Source organism: Streptomyces acidiscabies (genome assembly GCF_020010905.1).
Classification (GTDB): Bacteria; Actinomycetota; Actinomycetes; order Streptomycetales; family Streptomycetaceae; genus Streptomyces; species Streptomyces acidiscabies.
The window spans coordinates 3569565-3588567 of sequence record NZ_JAGJBY010000002.1 but is presented as its reverse complement, the minus strand read 5'-3'; the positions used below and the strand labels follow the sequence as shown (position 1 = coordinate 3588567).

Genomic DNA, 19003 nt, shown 5'->3' with positions numbered 1-19003 from the left:
GAGACCCGTTCAGATCGCGCGGGCGATCGTCCCCCGTACGACCAGCTGCGGCGTCAGCACGACCTCGCGCGGAGCCTTACGCCCCTGGTCCAGCCGCTCGACGGCAGCCGTCACCGCATGCCTCGCCTGCTCCCGCGCCCCCTGGCCGACGGTCGTGAGGTTGAAGCAACTCAGCCTGGACAGCGTGTCGTTGTCGTATCCGGCGACGGAGACCCGGCCGGGTACCTCGACTCCCGCGCGGGTCAGGGCGGTCAGGACGCCAATCGCGCACGGGTCGTTGAACGCGACGACAGCCGTGGGCAGTTCGGGCCCGGCGAGGAGCTGCCGAGCCGCCCGCTCCCCCGCCGCCTCCGTGTGATCGCCGCCCAGCACCCGGATCCGGTCGCCGAGGCGGTGCCGGCGCATCGCCGTACGGTAGCCCCGGCGCCGGTCGGTCGCGATGACGCCCTTGCCGCCGTCGACGTACACGATGTCGCGGTGCCCGAACCCGACGAGGTGGTCGACGAGTTGGCCGACCCCGTCGTCGTCGGCGGTGCGGACGACGTCCAGGGCGGCGCCGGTGATGCGGCGGCCGACGACGATGACGGGGGCCTGCGCGTCGAGGGCGGCGAGGGTCTCGGCGGGGGAGGTCGGGCCGAGCAGGATGAGGGCCTCGCTGCGGAAGGCGAGGAGGGTGCGGGTGGCGGTGTTCTCGTCGCGGGTGCGGGTGAGGGTGCTGAGGACGAGGTCGTACCCGACCTCCTCGGCGGCGTCGTGCAGGTGCTCGACGAGTTCCGCGTGGTACGGGCTGTGGATGTCGACCATGACGCCGAGCAGCCTGGACCGGCGGCTCGCGAGGGTGCTGGCGGTGCGGTCGACCTGGTAGCCGAGGTCGGCGGCGGCCTTCAGGACGCGCCGGCGGGTGCGCTCGCTGGGCCCGGGGACGCCGCGCAGCACGAGGGACACCGAGGCCGTGGAGACGCCGACCTTCGCGGCGACGTCCTCCAGCCGGGGGCGCCTGCCGTTCTCCACCTGTGCCTCCCCGTACCGGAATCCGACCCTTGCAGCACCCTTGACACCCTGCTGGAGCCAGGCTGATAGTACCAGCACTTAAAGCGCTTTAAATGACCCCGACGTCGCACTCCCCCTCTTTGTTGCACAGCGAGGTGCACCCACCATGAACCCCAGACTCACCCTCACGATGGCGGCCGTCGCCGCCCTCACCCTCGCGGGCTGTTCCAGCGCGTCCGGCGGCAAGAACGCCGAGGAACGCGCCCAGGACACCTCGGCGGGCAAGGCCGACACCCCCCGGATGAAGATCGCGATGGTCACCCACGCCCCGTCCGGCGACACCTTCTGGGACACGATCCGCAAGGGCGCCGAGGCCGCCGCCGCGAAGGACAACGTCGAGCTGATCTACGCGAACGACGAGACGGCCGGCGACCAGGCGAACCTCGTGCAGAACGCGATCGACCAGAAGGTCGACGGCATCGCGGTCACCCTCGCCAAGCCGGACGCCCTCAAGGCCGTCGTCGCCAAGGCGGAGCGGGCCGGTATCCCGGTCGTCGGCCTCAACGCGGGCCTCGCCGTCTGGAAACAGCAGGGCCTGCTCTCCTTCTTCGGCCAGGACGAGTCCGTCTCCGGCCAGGCCCTCGGCACCCGCCTCACCGGCACCGGCGCCAAACACGCCCTGTGCGTCATCCAGTCCCAGGGAGACGTCAACCTCGAAGAGCGCTGCGCCGGGGTGAAGAAGACGTTCGGCGGCAGGACCGAGATCCTCAACGTCAACGGCACCGACATGCCGTCCGTGAAGGCGACGATCACCGCCAAGCTCCGCCAGAGCACGGACATCGACCAGGTCGTCACCCTCGGCGCCCCGATCGCGCTCACCGCCGTGCAGTCGGTCTCCGAGTCCGGGTCCAAGGCGAAGGTGGCGACCTTCGACCTCAACAAGGAGATGGTCGCCGCGATCCAGAACGGGACCATCGAGTTCGCCGTCGACCAACAGCCGTACCTCCAGGGCTACTTGGCGGTCGACGCGCTGTGGCTCTACAAGAACAACGGCAACTACAGCGGCGGCGGGGAGGCTCCCGTGCTGACCGGTCCGGCGTTCGTGGACAAGTCCGACGTCGCGCAGGTCTCGGCGTTCGCGGCGAAGGGAACCCGATGAGGATCGCCCTGGACCCCTACATGATCCGCGACATTCCGCTCCTCGAACTCCCGCGCACGGTCGCCGAGTTGGGGTACGACTGGATCGAGCTCTCCCCCCGCGAGGACTTCATCCCCTTCTTCCGCCACCCCCGCGTGGACGACGCGACGGTCCGCAGATTCCGCAAGGCCCTCGACGCGGCCGGCGTCCGCATCTCCTCCCTGCTCCCCCTGTTCCGCTGGTCGGGCCCCGACGAGGACGCCCGCCAGGCCGCCGTCCGCTACTGGAAACGGTCGATCCAGATCGCCGCCGACCTCGGCGTCGACAGCATGATCTCCGAGTTCAACGGCCGCCCCGAGGACCCGGACCGCAGCGAGGCCCAGTTCTGGAAGTCCCTCGACGAACTGCTCCCCCTGTTCGAACGCGAGGGAATCAAGCTGGCGTTGGAGCCGCACCCGGACGATTTCGTCGAGAACGGGTACGACGCCGTCAACCTGATCCGGGGCATCAACCACCCCAACGTCACGTTCCTCTACTGCGCCCCGCACACCTTCCACATCGGTGACGACGCGCCCGGGATCATCTCGCACGCCGGTGATCTGCTGACCCACGTCCACCTGGCGGACGTCTTCGACCACACGGCGTCCTCCGGCAACCGGTACATCCTCAACCCGCCCGGCACCGCCGCCCGGGTGCACCAGCATCTGGACATCGGACAGGGCGAGGTGGACTTCGACGAGCTGTTCGGGGCGCTGCGGGCGAACGGGTTCGACGGGACGCTCACGGCGTGCGTGTTCGCGTGGGAGGAGCGGGCGCGGGAGTCGTCGGTGTTCATGCGGGAGCGGATCGGGGAGTTGCTCGCAGGGGCGGGGTTCTCCGGTGCGGGGTCTTCCCAGGCCCTTCTTTAAAGCGCTCCAATAGATCGCTCCATACTCTTCTCTCTAAGGAACCGCATGTCCGACAAACCCCTCTCCGTCGCCGTCATCGGTGCCGGAATGGCCGGGCGCAGTCACGCGGCCGGATACCGCAACGTCAACACCGTGTTCGGCGCCGGTCTCCCGCCGGTCCGGCTCGCCGCGATAGCCGACGCGAACACGGCGCTGGCCGAGGACGCCGCCCGCCGCTACGGCTTCGACCGGGCGCTGCCGAGCTGGGAGGCCGTCGCCGAGGACCCGTCGATCGACGCGGTCAGCATCGTCGTCGGCAACGACCTGCACCGGCCGATCGCCGAGGCGCTGGTCGCCGCCGGGAAGCACGTGCTGTGCGAGAAGCCCCTCGCCGGGTCGGTCGAGGACGCGCGGGCGATGGCGGAGCTGGAGCAGGGCGCGGAGGTCGTGACGGCCGTCGGGTACACGTTCCGGCGCTCGCCGGGGATCGCGGGCATCCGCCAGCATGTGCGGGCGGGTGAGCTGGGCGATCTGACGCTGTTCAGCGGGCGTTACTGGTGCGACTACGCCACCAGCCCCTCAGGGCCGCTGAGTTGGCGGTTCAAGGGCGGTCCGGGGTCGGGGGCGCTCGGGGACGTCGGTTCGCACGTCATCGACGTCGCGGAGTACGTCGTGGGGCCGATCGCCTCGGTGTCGGGGGCCTCGCTGTCGACGCAGATCGCGAAGCGTCCGGTGCCGCTGGGCGCGGTCGTCGGGCACAACGCGGCTCCTGTGTCGGACGAGTTGGGGGAGGTCGGGAACGAGGACACGGCGTCGTTCACGGCCCGGTTCGCCTCGGGGCTCGTCGGTACGTTCTCGGTGACGCGGACCGGGTTCGGGCTGCCGAACGGGCTCGCGTTCGACGTCGTCGGCGTGGGCGGGCGGGCCGCGTTCGACCAGCACCGGCCGGCCGAGTACCTCTTCGACGACGCCCAGCCCGAGGCGCGTACGCGCGGCGCCCGACAGGTCGTCGCCGGGCCTCAGTTGCCGTACTTCGCGGGCGGGGTGCCGATGGAGGCTCCGGGCGTCGGGGTCGCGAACGGCGACAGCTTCACGTACCAGGCGCGGGCGTTCCTCGATCAAGTCGCGGGTGTGGCCGATCCGTTGGAGCCGTGCGCCTCGTTCGCGGACGCGCTGCGGACGATGGAGATCATCCGCGCGGTCGTCGAGTCCTCCCGCCGCGACGGCGCGTCCGTCGAAGTCCCCGCCCTTTCCTAGGAGTTACGCACATGGCTCTCAAGCTCGGCGCCTACACCGCCTGTCTGCACGACCGCACGCTGACCGAGGCCCTCGACGTCCTCAAGGAGAACGGGCTGACGTCGGTCGAGGTGAACACGGGCGGCTTCATCCCGTCCCCGCACTGCCCGGTCGACCTGCTGCTGTCCTCCGCGCAGGCCCGCGAGGAGTACCTCGCCGTCTTCGCCGAGCGCGGTATGGAACTGACCGGCCTGAACTGCAACGGCAACCCGCTGAACCCGCTGCCGGGGGTGGGCCCGAAGCACGCGGACGACCTGCGGCGCACGATCCGGCTGGCGGGGCTGCTCGGGGTGCGGCACGTCGTCACCATGTCGGGTACGCCGGGGTCCGATCCGGACGCCAAGTACCCGTCGTGGGTGGTGAATCCGTGGGACGGCGTCTATATGGACGTCCTGGACTACCAGTGGGGTGTGGCCGTCGAGTTCTGGACGGAGATCGACGCGCTGGCGCGGGAGAACGGGGTGCGGGTCGCGATCGAGATGCATCCGCACAATCTGGTGTTCTCGCCGGTGACGCTGAAGCGGCTGGTCGATGCGGGGCAACTGACCAACGTGGGCGCCGAGATGGACCCCTCGCACCTGATGTGGCAGGGCATGGACGTCATCGCGTCCATCAAGTGGCTGGGCCCGCTGGTCTTCCACGCCGCCGCGAAGGACGCCGCGCTGTGCCCCGGCGCCGATATCCGGGGCGTGCTCGACACGTCGTTCACCCGCGTCCCGGCGGACGCGCCGGGCAAGGTGCCCACCGGGTACGGGTTCTGGTGCAACGCCTGGCCCGAGAACCCGGCGTGGAAGTTCGTCGCGGTCGGCGTCGGCAACGAGGTGCCGTTCTGGACGGAGTTCCTGCGCGCCCTCGCGGAGGTCGACCCGGAGATGGCGGTCAACATCGAGCACGAGGACGCGAGTTACTCGCAGACGGAGGGGCTGGCGTTGGCGGCGAAGAACCTGCACAGCGCGGCGGCGGCGCTGTGAGGGGGCCGGCCGCGCTGTGAGAGGGCGGGCCGGTCGGTCGGGCTAACTCGCCGGATCCACCAGCACCTTGGGCCCGGGCCCACTCTCCGCAGGGCGCTTGCCCCCGAGGACGGCCCCCACCTGATCGAGGCCCACGGTCGCGGCGACGAGCGGCCGTGGGTCCACAACTCCCTCCGCGTAGGCCCGGATCGCCGGGTCGAGTCCCGGTGACGCGGACAGGACCCCGGTCACCGTGACGTCCTTGAGGACCAGCGTCCGCGTGTCGATCAGGCTGGGTTCCCGGGCCAGCCCGATGTACACGAGCCTCCCGGAGGGCTCCACCAACTCCAGTGCCCGCGCGGGGAGTTCGGTGGCCGTCGAGGCGTCCACGACGGCGTCGTACGGCAGATCCGGGACGGACTGCCACACGTGCGTGAAGCCGAGCGCGCGGGAGAAGGAGAGGGACTCGGGGGTGACGCCCAGGAGGTGGACCTCCGCGCCCTGGGCCCGCAGGAACAGGGCCGTGAGGAGCCCGATCGTGCCCGGCCCGAGGACCAGGACCCGGTCGTCGGGACCCGCGCCGGTCGCGCGGGCGGCCCGCAGCGCGTTGCCGCCGGGTTCCACCAACGCGCCCAGCTCGGCGTCGACTTCGTCCGGCAGGGCGTGCAACGAGCTGGCGGGGACGGCGAGTTGTTCCGCGAGGGCGCCCGCCCGGCCGCCCCGTACGCCGACTTCCTGGCGTCGGTCGCACACGTGCTGACGCCCGCGTCGGCAGCGGCGGCAGTCTCCGCAGCCGAGCATGGTGTCGCCCATGACGCGGCGGCCGAGCCAGGCGCGGTCGACGCCGGGACCGACCCGCCGCACGCATCCGCACCACTCGTGGCCGGGGCGCAACGGGTAGGCGGCGTAACCCTGGTGGAGGTAGGCCATGTGGCCGGTGTAGAACTCGACGTCGGTGCCGCAGACCCCGGCGCGTTCGACGTCGACCACGACTTCGCCGGGCGCCGCCTCGGGCGCGGGGAGGTCGGCGACCTCGTACGCGCCCGGGGCGGTGAGGACGAACGCGCGCATCAGCGGGGCGCGATGACGTGCTGGCGCTGGGTGCCGAGGCCGGTGATGCCGAGCTCCACCGTGTCGCCGGGCTTGAGGTAGACGGGCGGGGTGAGGCCCATGCCGACGCCGGGCGGGGTGCCGGTGTTGATGAGGTCGCCGGGCTCCAGGGTGAGGAACTGGCTGAGGTAGTGGACGATGAAATAGGGGTCGAAGATCATCGTCTTGGTGTTGCCGGTCTGGCGGCGGGCGCCGTTGACGTCGAGCCACATGTCGAGGGCGAGGACGTCGTCGATCTCGTCGGCGGTGGCGAGCCAGGGTCCGGCCGGGTTGAAGGTCTCGGCGGACTTGCCCTTCGCCCACTGACCGCCGCGCTCCAACTGGAAGGCGCGCTCGCTGACATCGTTGACGACGACGTACCCGGCGATCGCGTCGCGGGCGTCGTCCACCGAGTCGAGGTAGCTGGTGCGCTTGCCGATGACGATGCCCAACTCCACCTCCCAGTCGGTCTTGGTGGAGCCGCGCGGGATGCGGACGTCGTCGTTCGGGCCGATCAGCGTGTTCGGGGACTTGGTGAAGAGGATCGGCTCGTCGGGGACGGCCATGCCCGACTCGGCGGCGTGGTCACGGTAGTTGAGGCCGATGCAGAGGATCTGGTGCGGGCGGGCGATGGGGGCGCCGATGCGCTCACCGGCGAAGCGGGAGACCCGGCCGGCCGCCGCGCGCTCGGCAACCACGGGGCGGATGCGGTCGATTCCGCCGCCGCCGAAGAAGCCTTCGCCGAAGTCGGTGACGAGGTCGGCGAGTTCGACGTACGTGTCGTCGTCGATCCGGGCGACGGGCTTCTCCGCGCCGGGGGCGCCAATTCGCATGAGGTGCATGGGGGTTCGTCTCCTGAGAGGTCAACTCGGCAGCAGGGCACGGATGTCGTCGAGGGCGTCGACCATCGCCGCGAGGGGCGAACGGTAGGCGAGCGCGCTGACGCTGACCGCGCCCGAGGGGGTGGACGGCGAGGTCAGGTACACGGGGAGGGCGAGGCAGTGGATGCCGGTCTCGTTCTCCTGGTCGTCGAGGCCGTAGCCGCGCTGCCGGGTCACGGTCAGTTCGGCGTACAGCTCTTCCGCCGTACAGCGGGTCCTGGGGGTGCGGCGTTCCAGCGTGCGGTCGCCGATCCACGCCTCGACGTCCGCGAGGGTCGTCAACTCCCTTGCCAGCAGCAGTTTTCCGACGGCCGTGGTGTGGGCGGGGTTGCGTCCGCCGATCGTGGAGGTGAGGCGGACCGCGCCGGACGGGGGGTCGACCTTGGCGCGGTAGACGACCTCGTGGCCGTCGAGGACGGCGTAGTGCGCGGTCTCGCCGAAGCGGTGGGCGAGCGCTTCGAGGACCGGGCGGACGCGGACGTGGTCGGGGCGGGCCTCGTGGTGCGCGAACGCCATGCGCAGGAACTCGTCGCCGAGCACGTACCGGCCGGGGGCGTCGTGGTCGGCGAGGCCCGCGCGGCGCAGGGCGCTCAGGGCGCGGTGCACGGTCGGCTTCGGGCTGCCGATCACGCGCGTCAGCTCGTCCAGGCCGACGCCGCCCGGGTGGCGGGCGAGTTCCTTGAGGACCGCGAGCACCCGGTCCGCCCCCACGAGCCGGTCGGCTCCGGGGTCTGTCGGTCCGTCGTACGTCTGCGTATGCTCCATGGCGTTCCAAAGATTAGACCTGCGTGTCGGTTATTGGAAGGCGCTTCATCGTGACGCTCCGCAGCGCTCAGTGGTACGAGGGTCAGGACCGCAACGCGTACATCCACCGGGCGTGGATGCGCCGGGGAGTCCCGGACGACGCGTTCACGGGCCGCCCGCAGATCGCCATCGCCAACACGGCGTCCGATCTCACGCCGTGCAACGCGCACCTCGACGAGGTCGCCGCGTCCGTCCGCAACGGTGTCTACGAGGCCGGGGGCATCCCGCTGGACCTGCCCGTCGTGTCGCTCGGCGAGACGCAGGTCCGGCCGACCGCGATGCTGTGGCGGAACATGGCCGCGATGGCGACCGAGGAGATGCTGCGGGCCAACCCCATCGACGGCGTGGTCCTGTTGGGGGGCTGCGACAAGACGATCCCCTCACTCCTCATGGCAGCGGCCTCAGTTGACCTCCCCGCGGTCGTCGTACCCGGTGGCCCGATGCTCAACGGCACGTTCCAGGGCGCCCTGTTGGGCTGCGGCACCGGCGTGTGGAAACTCTCCGAGGAGGTCCGCGCCGGAACCCTCTCGCAGGCCGACTTCACCCGCTCCGAGTCGGCGATGATCCGCAGCAAGGGGCACTGCAACACGATGGGTACGGCGTCCACGATGGCCCTGATCGCCGAGGCGCTCGGGACCGTCGTACCCGGCGTCGCGGGCACCCCGGCGCCGGACAGCCGTCTCCTCCAAGCCGCCCACGGGACAGGGAAGTTGGCGGTGGAGATGGTCGCCGCCGACCGGCGGCCCGGGACCTTCCTGACGAAGGCGAGCTTCCACAACGCGATCGTCGCCCTCGCCGCGATCGGCGGCTCCACCAACGCCGTTGTCCATCTCCTCGCCATCGCCGGGAGGTTGGGGATCGACCTCACCCTCGACGACTTCGACCGCGTCGGCTCCCGCGTCCCCGTTCTGGTCGATCTCCAGCCCGCCGGGCGGTACTTGATGGAGGACTTCCACCGGGCGGGGGGCCTGCCGGCGGTCCTGCGCGAGGTCCAGGACCTGCTAGACCCGACGGCGCTGACGGTCACCGGCGCCCCTCTGGTGTCGTACCTGTCCGACGCGGCGATCTGGGACGCCGAGGTCATCCGCTCCCGCACGGAACCCCTGGTGACCGAGGGCGGCATCGCCGTCCTGCGCGGCAACCTGGCCCCCGACGGCGCCTTGCTGAAACCGGCCGCAGCCTCCCCCCACCTCCTCCAACACCGGGGCCGGGCAGTCGTCTTCGACTCCGTCGAGGACTTCCACGCCCGCATCGACGACCCCGACCTGGACGTGGACGCCGACTCGATCCTCGTCCTGCGCGGCTGCGGCCCGAAGGGCTACCCGGGCATGCCGGAGGTGGCGAACATGCCCCTCCCGAAAAAGCTGTTGGCGCAAGGTATCCGCGACATGGTCCGCATCTGCGACGGCCGCATGAGCGGCACGGCGTACGGCACGGTGGTCCTGCACGTAGCCCCCGAAGCGGCGGCGGGCGGCCCGCTGGCCCTGGTCCGCACAGGCGACATCATCGAACTGGACGTCCCGTCCCGCCGCCTGACACTCGACGTCCCCGAGCCGGAACTCTCCCGCCGGGAACCCACCAAAACAACTACAGCGGCTTTCGCCAGCCCCCACCGAGGCTGGGAACGCCTCTACATCGACCACGTCCTCCAGGCGGACACCGGCGCGGACCTCGACTTCCTGGTGGGATCGAGCGGGAGCGAGGTGAGCCGGGAGTCGCACTGACCCCTCAAACGATCCCGGCCCGCCTCAGCAGCGTCAGCCACCCGTCGTACTCCACCAACTCGTCGTCCACCAACGCCAGTTGCTGATACCCCGGCACAGCCAGCCGCTCCAGGAAGAACTCCGTCACCCCCGACGCCAGTTCGTCGAAACGTTCCGCGTCCGGCCACTCCCAGTGTTCGTCGGGGATGCCGAGGACCGTGCCGGTCGCGCGGTCCAGGTGGATCGGGGTGTCGTGGAGGACGCCGATGCAGTAGAGCTTCTCCGGGGAGAGGTCCAGGGGTGAGTCCACGATCGGGGTGCAGTAGAACTGGTGTGACCGGGCCTCGGCGAGTCCGAAGAGCTGTACGGACGGTCCGCAGCTCGCGCCGTCCAGCACCCGGCAGAAGTCCACGAAGGCACCGGGGACGCCCTCGGCCAGCGCGGCGGTGGCGGTCGGCCCGTCGATCGTCCCGCCTAGCGTGAACGACAGCAGGTCGGGGCTGTCCGCCAGGGCGGTCCGCAGGGCGTCCACGGTGGTGTGGAGGCGGGAAGTCGTGCTGTTCGTCACCCTGGTGTCCGTTCCGGTCGACGCGGCCGGGTCTCATCGTACGGACGGGGTGCGGGCGCCTTCAGCGGGGCCGTCAGCCGTCGAGCAGCGCGGCGACCTCTCGGCGGATCGCCGGGAGATCCGCGTGCACCGTGCCGGGGCAGAGCGTGGCCGCCCAGTCCTTGTGGCCGCTGATCGTGGGGACGGTTCGGGTGACTCCGCTGATCGGGTTGCGGTAGCGGACGGTGGCCAGGGGGTTGAGCGTGTGGCGCGTGGACAAGTCCGCGAGGAGGCGGATCAGGGTTGCCCGGGCCGCCGGTGACGCCGGGGTCGAGGTCAGGTCGCCGAGCAGGGCGATGCCCGCGTTGCCCGAGTTGTAGTCGCCTATGTGGGCCGCGGTCACCAGTCGGCCCCTGGCGTCGTGGGCCGGGGTGCCGTCCGTGCCGGACCAACGGCCTTCATAGACACGGCCGTTCTCGTCGATCAGGTAGTGGTAGCCGATGTCGCCGAAGTTCTTCTTGCCGATGGCGTCCTCGCGGTAGATGGCGCGGACCCGGGCGGCCGGGTCGGGGTCGGTGCTGCCGTCGGCGGTGTGGTGGATGCTGACCGTCTGGAGAGGGTAGTACCCCGGCGGCCACTTCTCGGTGCCGTCGGCGGCGAACCGGAGCGATTCGTCGGCGCCCCAGTCGGCGCGGGTCCGCAAGGTGTAGCCCGGCGCGGCTGCGGCGAACGCCGGTCGAGCGGCCAGTACGCCCGTGGCGGCGGCGCCGAGCGCCCCCAGGAGCACACTGCGGCGCCCCGGCAGAAAGGCCCCACCGGAAGCGGAGAGTTCCGAACGTCCCATGACCCGGTCCTGTCCTGTCGTCGTGACACGAGGAAGGGTGTCGCTGTGGTGCGACATCCCCACCTTCCCCGCGCCCCCGAACTCACCGCCACGACATTCGAACCCGGCCTGAAAACGCTGGTCAGCCCTCTACCACCCGAGGAAACAGACCCCTACCACTTCCCGGGCGCATAGTCCTTGAGGAACACCCCGTACACGTCCTCCCCCGCCTCCCCGCGCACGACCGGGTCGTACACCCGCGCCGCCCCGTCGACAAGGTCGAGCGGCGCGTGGAACCCGGCCTCGGCCAGCCGCAGCTTGTCGTAGTGGGGCCGCTCGTCGGTGATCCACCCCGTGTCGACGGACGTCATGAGGATGCCGTCGGTCTGGAACATCTCGTCCGCGCTGGTCCGGGTGACCATGTTCATCGCGGCCTTGGCGGCGTTGGTGTTGGGGTGCCCGGCGCCCTTGTAGCCCCGGCCGAACACGCCTTCCATGGCGGAGACGTTGACGACGTAGGACCGCTTGCTGACCGCCTTGCGCGCGGCGTCGGCCATGATCGGCCGCAGCGCGCTGATGAGGATGAACGGCGCGGTGTAGTTGCAGAGTTGGGTCTCGAGCAGCTCGACCGGCGAGATCTGCTCGATGGACTGGACCCAGGTGTTCGTGTCGACGACGTCCGGGACGAGCCCGCCCGCGTCGATGGCGGTCCCGTCGAGGTGCCGCTCGACGCTCGCGTTCCCGGCGACGAGGGCGAGGTCCGCGACCTTCTGCGCGTCGATCCCGGAGGACCCGGACCCGAGCGGCAGCGCGGCGATCCCGTCGACCGCGCCGGACCCGAACGCCCCGATGACGTGGTGCGCGGGCAGTTCCCCGGCGGGCAGCGGCGCGGACTCGCCGTCGACGAGGGCGGCGTACGCGGACGGCAGGCGCCGTACCGTCTGGGTCGCGTTGTTGATGAGGATGTCGAGCGGCCCGGCCTCGGTCATCCGCTCGCCGAGCGCGACGACCTGGGCGGGGTCGCGCAGGTCGATGCCGACGACTTCGAGGCGGTTGATCCAGTCGGCGGAGTCGTCCATCGCCTTGAAGCGGCGGATGGCGTCCTTGGGGAAGCGGGTGGTGATCGTGGTGTGCGCGCCGTCGCGCAGCAGCCGCAGGGCGATGTACATGCCGATCTTGGCCCGGCCGCCGGTGAGCAGCGCGCGCTTGCCGGTGAGGTCGGCGCGGACGTCCCGCTTCTCGCGGTTGAGGGCCGCGCAGTCCGGACAGAGCTGGTGGTAGAAGTAGTCGACCTCGACGTACCGGGTCTTGCAGGTGTAGCAGGAGCGCGGGCGCTGGAGGACTCCGGCGATGCGTCCGGCCTCGGTGACCGAGGACGGCAGGATGCCTTCCGTCTCGTCGTCGATGCGCTGCGCGGAGCCGGTCGCGGTGGCCTCGGTGACCGCCTTGTCGTGCGCGGTCTTCGAGGCGCGGCGCTCCTGCCTGCGGCGCTGCTTGACCGTGCGGTAGATGCCGGCGGTGGCGCGGCGCACGGCGATCGCGTCGGGGTGGTCCACGTCGAGCTTGTCCAGCTCGTCCAGCACGCTCAGGCAGACGGCAAGCCGCTCGGGGTCGATCCCGGGGCCGTACACGGCCTCGCCGTCCTCTGTCACCGTCATCGCGCTGTGTTCCTCGACTCGCCGTGCGGCGCGCCGGTCGCGTCCGCTTTCGAACGGATGATTTTACGGAGCGCCGGGCCCGTCCTCCAAACCCGCGGCGGTCGCCGTGACCAGCGTCTCCACCTCGGCGGTCACGGCCGCGGCGAGCCGGTCGAGATCGGGGACGGCCGCGCCGTCCGCGACGAGCCCCACGTGCACGCGTCCGCGGTAGCTGGACAGGGCGACGGCGAGCGCCTGTCCGCGCGCGAGGGGCGCGTACGGATACACCTCGACGACGGGGTGCCCGCCGAGCCTCAGCGCCACGCCGGGCAGCGGCACGCTGGTCACGAGCACGTCGAACCACCACCGCGCGGCCTGCCCGGCGAGCGGCCCCCCGAGCCGGTGCCCGAGCGCGGGCACATGATCGGCGAGCAGCGCGACGGCCCCCGCGCCCCGGCCGGGTCCGGCGTCCTTGTTGCGGTCCATCGCGGCCCGTACGGCGGCGAGCCGCGCGAGCGGCTCCGCCTGGTCGACGGGGAGCCGCACGAGGTACCCGGAGAGCCGGTTCCCCTGCGGATGAGCGGTACGGGGACGGCGCTGCGAAACCGGCACGAGCGCCCGGGGCACCACCCCCGCACTCCCGTCCCCGCGTTCGTCGAGCCACCGCCGCAGCGCCCCCGCGACGACGCCGATCAGTACGTCGTTGACGGTCCCCCCGACGGCTTTGCGCACCCGGTGCACGTCGTCGACGTCGATGACGACCCCGGCGGTACGGCGCGTGCCGGAGGGCTCGGAGGTGAGCGCCGGAGTGGACCGCACGGCGAGCCCGGACACGGCGACGGAGGCCCCGATGTCGAGTGCGCGTCCGGTGCCGGAGAGGGCGCCTTGGATACGGCCGGGGAGCGCGGCGGTGGCGTTCAGCGCACCGCGCACCGGGCCCGGCAGCGCGGCTCGCGCCAACCCTGCCAGGCGGCGTACCCCTGTCGGCGGCTCCTCGTGCGCGGGCTGCTTCCGGCTCCTGCCCGGTCGCTCCGGCCCCTCCATCGGGTCCAGTACCGCCGCCGCCAGTGTCAGTGCGCGCAGGCCGTCCGCCAGGGCGTGGTGGAACTTGAACAGGACCGCGAAGGTCACGCCGTCCTCGCCCGGCAGGACGTGGGCCTCCCAGGGGGGCCGGGTCCGGTCGAGGGGGCGTTGCATGAGGTGGCCCGCCTCGGTCTGGAAGTCGGGGGTGGGGGCGTGGAGGACGACGTGGTGGAGGGGGTCGAAGCCGGGGGCGGGTTCGCGGACGGCGGCGCCGAAGGCGAGGGGGTGCCAGGTGTCGCGGATGCGCATGCGCAGGCCGGGGACGGCGGCGGCGCGGGCCGCGAGGAGGTCGGCCGCGTGGGCGCCCGCGGTGGGCGAGTGCGCGGAGAAGACGCCGAGGGCGCCGAGGTGCATGGGGTGCTCGGCGGTCTCCAGGTTCCAGAACGCCAGATCGAGGGGTGCGAGCAGGTCGGCAGTCAAGGGCTTGCCTCGCGTCGGCGACGGGTGGAGCAGCAGTCAAACCCGTTCGACCGATTACGGTCAAGTACGATCAAGCTACGCTCAGTTAACAACGGATTAAGTCGCCGCTGCCATCGCCGCCGCCGTCACTCCCGCCGCACCCCGCCCCTCAGCTCACGATCTGCCCCTTCCCCAGCGCGATCACCCCGCCCTTGGACACCGTGTACAGCTCCCCGTCCCGCTCCGGGTTCACCCCGATCGTCGCCCCCGGCGGAACCTCGACGTTCTTGTCCAGCACGGCGCCCCGCACCACGGCCCCCCGCCCGATCCGGACGTTGTCGTGCAGCACCGCCCCCTGCACCACCGCCCCGGGGTCCACCACGACCCCCGGCGACAGCACGGACCGCGTGACCTGCCCCCGTATCAGACACCCGGCGCTGATGATCGACTCGCTGGCCATGCCGCCCGCGTTGAAGCGCGCCGGGGAGAGCTGGTTGGCGTGGGTGTAGATGGGCCAGCTCCGGTTGTAGAGGTTGAACGCGGGCCGCTCGGCGATGAGGTCCATGTGTGCGTCGTAGTACGCGTCGAGCGACCCGACGTCCCGCCAGTACCCCCGGTCCCGGCTGGTCTCGCCCGGTACGTGGTTCTGGCTGAAGTCGTACAGGTACGCCTCCCCGCGGGCGGTGAGCTGGGGAAGGATCGAACCCCCCATGTCGTGCACGGAGTTCTCGTCCTCGGCGTCGCGCTGGAGCGCCTCGATGAGGGTCTTGGTGGTGAAGATGTAGTTGCCCATGGAGGCGAACACGGTGTCGGGGGCGTCCGCGAGCCCGGGCGGGTCGAGCGGCTTCTCCAGGAACCGTTCGACGACCTGCCCGTCGCTGCCGGGGGTGATGACCCCGAAGGCCGAGGACTCGGTGCGCGGCACGCGGATGCCCGCGACGGTGACGCCCGCGCCGGACTCCATGTGCTGCGCGAGCATCTGCCGGGGGTCCATCCGGTAGACGTGGTCCGCGCCGAACACCGCGACGTACTCGGGCCGTTCGTCGTGGACGAGGTTGAGCGACTGGAGGAGCGCGTCCGCGCTGCCGAGGTACCAGCGCGGCCCGAGCCGCTGCTGCGCGGGGACCGGTGTGACGTAGTTGCCGAGCAGGCTCGACATCCGCCAGGTGGTCGTGATGTGCCGGTCCAGCGAATGCGACTTGTACTGCGTGAGCACGCAGATGCGCAGGATGTCCGCGTTGACGAGGTTCGACAGGACGAAGTCCACCAGTCGGTACGTCCCCCCGAAGGTGACCGCGGGTTTCGCCCGGTCCGCGCTCAGGGGCATCAGCCGTTTGCCCTCACCGCCCGCCAGAACGATCCCGAGCACCGAAGGTCCACCACGACGCATGGCCGCTCCCCTCACCCTATGGTTCCCCTTGATTGCCCCACGGCGAGGCGGCTCAACCCTGTTTGAGGATCTCCGCGTAGAGCGCGACAGTCCGCCGGGCCACCGCGTCCCACCCGAACTCCCCGACGGCGCGGGCCCGTCCGGCCTCGCCCATCCGCCGCGCCGCGTCCGGATCACCGAGCACGGAGTCGATCGCGCGGGTCAGCCCGGCCTCGAACTCCCCGTCGGAGTCGCCGAGTTCGACGAGCAGACCGGTACGCCCGTGGTCGACGACCTCGGGGATCCCGCCGACCCGTGAGGCGACGACCGGCGTCCCGCACGCCATCGCCTCCAGGTTGACGATGCCCAGCGGCTCGTAGACCGAGGGGCACACGAACAGGGCGGCGTGCGTGAGGAGTTGGATGACCTCGGGGCGCGGCAGCATCTTCGGGATCCAGTGCACGCCGTCCCGGACGCTGCTCAACTCCTCGTACAGCTCCCGGAATTCACGGTCGATCTCCGGGGTGTCGGGGGCGCCCGCGCACAGCACGACCTGCGCGCGCGGGTCGATGTCCCGTACGGCGCGCAGCAGATGGGGGACGCCCTTCTGCCGGGTGATGCGGCCGACGAACAGGACGTAGGGCCGGTCGGGGTCGAGTCCGGCGCGCAGGAGGGCCTCGGTGCCGTGGTCGGGGCGGTAAAGACCGGTGTCGATGCCGTTGTGGACGACGCGTACGCGGTCCGGGTCGAGCGCCGGGTAGCAGGCGAGGATGTCCTCGCGCATGGCGCCGGAGACGGCGATCACGGCGTCGGCGGCCTCGATCGCGGTGCGCTCGGCCCAGCTCGACAGGGCGTATCCGCCACCGAGTTGCTCGGCCTTCCAGGGGCGCAGGGGTTCCAGGGAGTGCGCGGTCATCACGTGCGGCACGCCGTGCAGGAGCTTCGCGAAGTGGCCCGCGAGGTTGGCGTACCAGGTGTGCGAGTGGACGAGCTGGCGTCCTTCGAGTCCGGCGGCCATGGCGAGGTCGACGGAGAACGTGCGCAGCGCGTCGTTCGCGCCGTCCAGCGCGGACCAGGGCCGGTGGCGCAGGACGCCGTCGGTACGGCCCTCGCCCCAGCAGTGCACGTCGAGGTCGACGAGCGGTCTCAACTCCCGTGCCAGGAACTCCACATGGACACCCGCGCCGCCGTACACGTCCGGCGGGTACTCCCGGGTCAGCAGGCCCACTCGCAACCTAAGCCCCCTTCTCAGCGGCCAGTTCCCTCATGGTCACCCAGACGGGGCGCGCGGGGAAGAGCATCGAGACAACAGTCGCCGCACAGGCCCCCTCCGGGCACCCGGTAGTACAGGCAGCAGCTGCCGCGCCGGAACCGGGGTCCGGTGAACGTTCCGGTGCCGGCGAGGAGCGGGTGGGCGAAGAGTTCGGCGGTCAGCGCGCGCGTGGTGGCGGCGACGTCGCTGCGGCCGTGCTGCCGGGCCCACGAGGTCAGCCGGCGGGCGCTTCCGGCGAGGGAGGAGGCGGCGTTGCCGCGCAGGAGGCCGGGGGCGATGCGGTGGTGGGCGTGCAGGGCGGCGGCCAGCGGTTCGAGGTGGGCGTCGAGGATCAGGGCGGCGAGGTCGGCGACCGGGCGGGGGCGGGCCTCGGTGAGCCACAGGTCGTCCGGGGCGGAGGCGTCGGGGTTCCAGCGCAGGAGGGCGGGGTCGAGGTCGGGGAGGCGGCCGAGGAGGGCGGCCGAGCCCAGGGCGATCGACCAGAGGCGGGAGGCGAGGGACTGGTGCGCGAGGGAGGCGGCGACCCGGTCCTCGGGGGCGCGGACACTCCCGGCGACCTTGCGGACACGGAAAATCAGCGGATTTCCGTAAACGTCCGACGACTGGTTTTCGTACGCGTCGGCGAGGGTCGGCAGCGGTCCTGGCGGGTCTCCTGCCTCGTCTAGGAGGGTGCGCAGGACGAAGAAGCCGCCGAGCGGGCGCAGCGCGGCGAGGGCGGGGTCGAGGCCGGGTTCGTGGTCCACGAAAAGCAGTAGTACCAAGAACGGTCGGAGAGGGAGACTCTGCCCGACGGTGTACGTACCCCCACCCAAGGTGGGGGGTGCAGCCCTCATGTACTCCCTGAGTAGTACGACGCAATGAGTGCTCAGGTACGACGACAGGAACAGATCGACAGGGCATCGTGGTTGTCATGGAAGCCGACCGTTCGCCGCGCCGGGCCTGGTGCCCCCGCCTCACGCAGAGGAGCAGCTCATGAGCGCCCTCGCGTTGTCCGTGGTCCTGTCGCTGATCTCTGCCGTGGCGTACGCCGCGGGTGCGATCGTGCAGGAGCAGGTGGCGCTCTCCTCCCCGAGCGCCTCCCCCGGGCAGTACGCTCCGCTGCGCCGCCCGGCGTGGTGGGGCGCGGTCGCGCTGAACGGCATGGGCGGGGTGCTGCACGTGGTGGCGCTGGCGTACGGCCCGCTGAGTCTCGTGCAGCCGCTGGGCGCGCTGACGATCGTGTTCGCGCTGCCAATGGCGGCCCTGTTCGTGAAGCAGCGCGCGGGGGCGACGGCCTGGCGCGGCGCCCTGATGGCGACGGTCGGCCTCGCGGGTCTGCTGGCCCTGGTCGGCTCCTCCGACTCGCAGTCCCTGACGACGCCCGAGCGGATCGCGGTCGCGACGGCCACGGCCGGTGCGGTGGCCGCGCTGATGGTCGCCGCGCGCGCGGTGCACCGGCATCCGGCGGTCCGCGCGATGCTGCTGGCGACGGCGTCCGGTATCGCGTTCGGCATGTCCTCGGTGTTCACGAAGACGGTCGCCGTCGACTGGTCGGGCGGCGTCACCGCCGGTGACCTGCCCACCCTGGTCCTGATCGGTGTCCTCGCCACCGCCGGGATGCTGCTGTCCCAGGCGTCCTACCGGGGCGCGGGCCTCGCGGCCCCGCTGTCGACGCTGACCGTCGTCAACCCGGTGGTCGCGGCGGCCGTCGGGATCACGATGTTCGGCGAGACGTTCCGCTACGGCGCGACGGGCACCGCCCTGGCGCTGGGCTGCGGTGTCGTCGCGGCGGGCGGCCTGATCCTGCTGACGACGGAGCGGCTGGCCCGCGAGCACTCACAGGAGACGGCGCAGCCGGCGCAGGAGGGGCCCGCCGAGCCCGCCCGGGAGCCCGGCGACGCCCTGCTGCCGACGCTGCCCGAGCAGTCGGCACCGGCCCGCAAGGAGCTGCCGGAGACCCGCCCCGCCGCCCAGGCGGACGGCCTGCCGAAGCCGGGCCCCGCACAGGTGCCGGAGGGCACTCCCGCGTGGGTGTCGGCCGACGGGTCCGCCCACCTCGCGGACGGGACCTACCGGCTCTACTACGACGGCCTGTCCCTGGCCGTCCGGACCACCGACCGGCACCGCGCGAAGGTCAGATCCTGACGACGCGCCG

General features: G+C 71.6%; 17 protein-coding genes. 6 read left to right on the top strand and 11 right to left on the bottom strand.

The window, feature by feature from the left end:
- Window positions 1-9: 9 nt before the first annotated feature.
- Window positions 10-1011 carry a LacI family DNA-binding transcriptional regulator gene (locus tag J8M50_RS42185; protein ID WP_010353496.1) on the bottom strand — a complete coding sequence of 334 codons (1002 nt, stop codon included), beginning with the start codon at window positions 1009-1011 and terminating at the stop codon, window positions 10-12.
- Between the two features lie 145 nt (window positions 1012-1156).
- Here J8M50_RS42185 and J8M50_RS42180 point away from each other — a divergent pair, with 145 nt between their 5' ends.
- From J8M50_RS42180 to J8M50_RS42165, 4 genes are read left to right on the top strand one after another with little or no spacing between them, the layout of a single operon-like run.
- Window positions 1157-2149, top strand: a complete 993-nt coding sequence (locus tag J8M50_RS42180; RefSeq protein WP_010353498.1) for a substrate-binding domain-containing protein — start codon at window positions 1157-1159, stop codon at window positions 2147-2149.
- A complete protein-coding gene (locus J8M50_RS42175) occupies window positions 2146-3036 on the top strand; it encodes a sugar phosphate isomerase/epimerase family protein (RefSeq protein ID WP_010353499.1) in 891 nt (296 codons plus the stop codon). The genes J8M50_RS42180 and J8M50_RS42175 overlap by 4 nt, the downstream gene beginning before the upstream one ends.
- Before the next feature lie 45 nt (window positions 3037-3081).
- Window positions 3082-4272 carry a Gfo/Idh/MocA family protein gene (locus tag J8M50_RS42170; RefSeq protein WP_010353500.1) on the top strand — a complete coding sequence of 397 codons (1191 nt, stop codon included), beginning with the start codon at window positions 3082-3084 and terminating at the stop codon, window positions 4270-4272.
- 11 nt (window positions 4273-4283) lie between these two features.
- On the top strand, window positions 4284-5282 hold the full coding sequence (locus J8M50_RS42165) for a sugar phosphate isomerase/epimerase family protein (protein WP_010353501.1): 999 nt from the start codon (window positions 4284-4286) through the stop codon (window positions 5280-5282).
- 42 nt (window positions 5283-5324) lie between these two features.
- Here J8M50_RS42165 and J8M50_RS42160 read toward each other — a convergent pair whose 3' ends face one another.
- From J8M50_RS42160 to J8M50_RS42150, 3 genes are read right to left on the bottom strand one after another with little or no spacing between them, the layout of a single operon-like run.
- On the bottom strand, window positions 5325-6332 hold the full coding sequence (locus J8M50_RS42160; RefSeq protein ID WP_010353502.1) for a zinc-dependent alcohol dehydrogenase: 1008 nt from the start codon (window positions 6330-6332) through the stop codon (window positions 5325-5327).
- On the bottom strand, window positions 6332-7192 hold the full coding sequence (locus tag J8M50_RS42155; protein ID WP_010353503.1) for a fumarylacetoacetate hydrolase family protein: 861 nt from the start codon (window positions 7190-7192) through the stop codon (window positions 6332-6334). Before J8M50_RS42155 ends, J8M50_RS42160 begins: the two co-directional genes overlap by 1 nt.
- A gap of 21 nt (window positions 7193-7213) precedes the next feature.
- Entirely contained in the window at window positions 7214-7996 is a 783-nt protein-coding gene (locus J8M50_RS42150; RefSeq protein WP_010353504.1) for an IclR family transcriptional regulator, read from the bottom strand.
- Between the two features lie 50 nt (window positions 7997-8046).
- Between J8M50_RS42150 and J8M50_RS42145 the strand changes: the two genes are divergently transcribed.
- Window positions 8047-9759 (top strand): IlvD/Edd family dehydratase, encoded by a 1713-nt coding sequence (locus J8M50_RS42145; protein ID WP_010353505.1) that lies wholly within the window; start codon window positions 8047-8049, stop codon window positions 9757-9759.
- Between the two features lie 4 nt (window positions 9760-9763).
- Here the strand turns inward: J8M50_RS42145 and J8M50_RS42140 are convergent, their stop codons facing one another.
- From J8M50_RS42140 to J8M50_RS42110, 7 genes are all read right to left on the bottom strand, one after another.
- The gene (locus J8M50_RS42140) at window positions 9764-10306 is read right to left on the bottom strand and encodes a hypothetical protein (protein ID WP_010353506.1); all 543 of its coding nucleotides are present in this window, start codon (window positions 10304-10306) and stop codon (window positions 9764-9766) included.
- Between the two features lie 73 nt (window positions 10307-10379).
- Window positions 10380-11129: a peptidoglycan recognition protein family protein gene (locus tag J8M50_RS42135; protein WP_010353507.1), complete on the bottom strand. Its 750-nt coding sequence runs from the start codon at window positions 11127-11129 to the stop codon at window positions 10380-10382.
- Between the two features lie 152 nt (window positions 11130-11281).
- Window positions 11282-12766, bottom strand: coding sequence for an SDR family NAD(P)-dependent oxidoreductase (locus J8M50_RS42130; protein WP_010353508.1), 1485 nt, complete (start codon window positions 12764-12766; stop codon window positions 11282-11284).
- A 63-nt stretch (window positions 12767-12829) separates the two neighbouring features.
- A complete protein-coding gene (locus J8M50_RS42125; RefSeq protein ID WP_010353509.1) occupies window positions 12830-14248 on the bottom strand; it encodes a wax ester/triacylglycerol synthase family O-acyltransferase in 1419 nt (472 codons plus the stop codon).
- A gap of 148 nt (window positions 14249-14396) precedes the next feature.
- Window positions 14397-15617, bottom strand: coding sequence for a glucose-1-phosphate adenylyltransferase (gene glgC / locus J8M50_RS42120; RefSeq protein ID WP_040836385.1), 1221 nt, complete (start codon window positions 15615-15617; stop codon window positions 14397-14399).
- 52 nt (window positions 15618-15669) lie between these two features.
- The gene (gene glgA / locus J8M50_RS42115; protein WP_029183823.1) at window positions 15670-16830 is read right to left on the bottom strand and encodes a glycogen synthase; all 1161 of its coding nucleotides are present in this window, start codon (window positions 16828-16830) and stop codon (window positions 15670-15672) included.
- A gap of 14 nt (window positions 16831-16844) precedes the next feature.
- Window positions 16845-17630: a (2Fe-2S)-binding protein gene (locus J8M50_RS42110; RefSeq protein WP_050987218.1), complete on the bottom strand. Its 786-nt coding sequence runs from the start codon at window positions 17628-17630 to the stop codon at window positions 16845-16847.
- 211 nt (window positions 17631-17841) lie between these two features.
- Here J8M50_RS42110 and J8M50_RS42105 point away from each other — a divergent pair, with 211 nt between their 5' ends.
- Entirely contained in the window at window positions 17842-18993 is a 1152-nt protein-coding gene (locus tag J8M50_RS42105) for a DMT family transporter (protein ID WP_010353513.1), read from the top strand.
- The last annotated feature ends 10 nt before the right edge of the window (window positions 18994-19003 follow it).

Excerpts from the sequence above, each read along its gene's own strand:
- J8M50_RS42180 (WP_010353498.1), top strand. The coding sequence starts at position 1,157 with ATGAACCCCAGACTCACCCTCACGATGGCGGCCGTCGCCGCCCTCACC.
- J8M50_RS42175 (WP_010353499.1), top strand. The coding sequence starts at position 2,146 with ATGAGGATCGCCCTGGACCCCTACATGATCCGCGACATTCCGCTCCTC.
- J8M50_RS42170 (WP_010353500.1), top strand. The coding sequence starts at position 3,082 with ATGTCCGACAAACCCCTCTCCGTCGCCGTCATCGGTGCCGGAATGGCC.
- J8M50_RS42165 (WP_010353501.1), top strand. The coding sequence starts at position 4,284 with ATGGCTCTCAAGCTCGGCGCCTACACCGCCTGTCTGCACGACCGCACG.
- J8M50_RS42160 (WP_010353502.1), bottom strand. The coding sequence starts at position 6,332 with ATGCGCGCGTTCGTCCTCACCGCCCCGGGCGCGTACGAGGTCGCCGAC.
- J8M50_RS42155 (WP_010353503.1), bottom strand. The coding sequence starts at position 7,192 with ATGCACCTCATGCGAATTGGCGCCCCCGGCGCGGAGAAGCCCGTCGCC.
- J8M50_RS42150 (WP_010353504.1), bottom strand. The coding sequence starts at position 7,996 with ATGGAGCATACGCAGACGTACGACGGACCGACAGACCCCGGAGCCGAC.
- J8M50_RS42135 (WP_010353507.1), bottom strand. The coding sequence starts at position 11,129 with ATGGGACGTTCGGAACTCTCCGCTTCCGGTGGGGCCTTTCTGCCGGGG.
- J8M50_RS42130 (WP_010353508.1), bottom strand. The coding sequence starts at position 12,766 with ATGACGGTGACAGAGGACGGCGAGGCCGTGTACGGCCCCGGGATCGAC.
- glgC (WP_040836385.1), bottom strand. The coding sequence starts at position 15,617 with ATGCGTCGTGGTGGACCTTCGGTGCTCGGGATCGTTCTGGCGGGCGGT.
- J8M50_RS42105 (WP_010353513.1), top strand. The coding sequence starts at position 17,842 with ATGAGCGCCCTCGCGTTGTCCGTGGTCCTGTCGCTGATCTCTGCCGTG.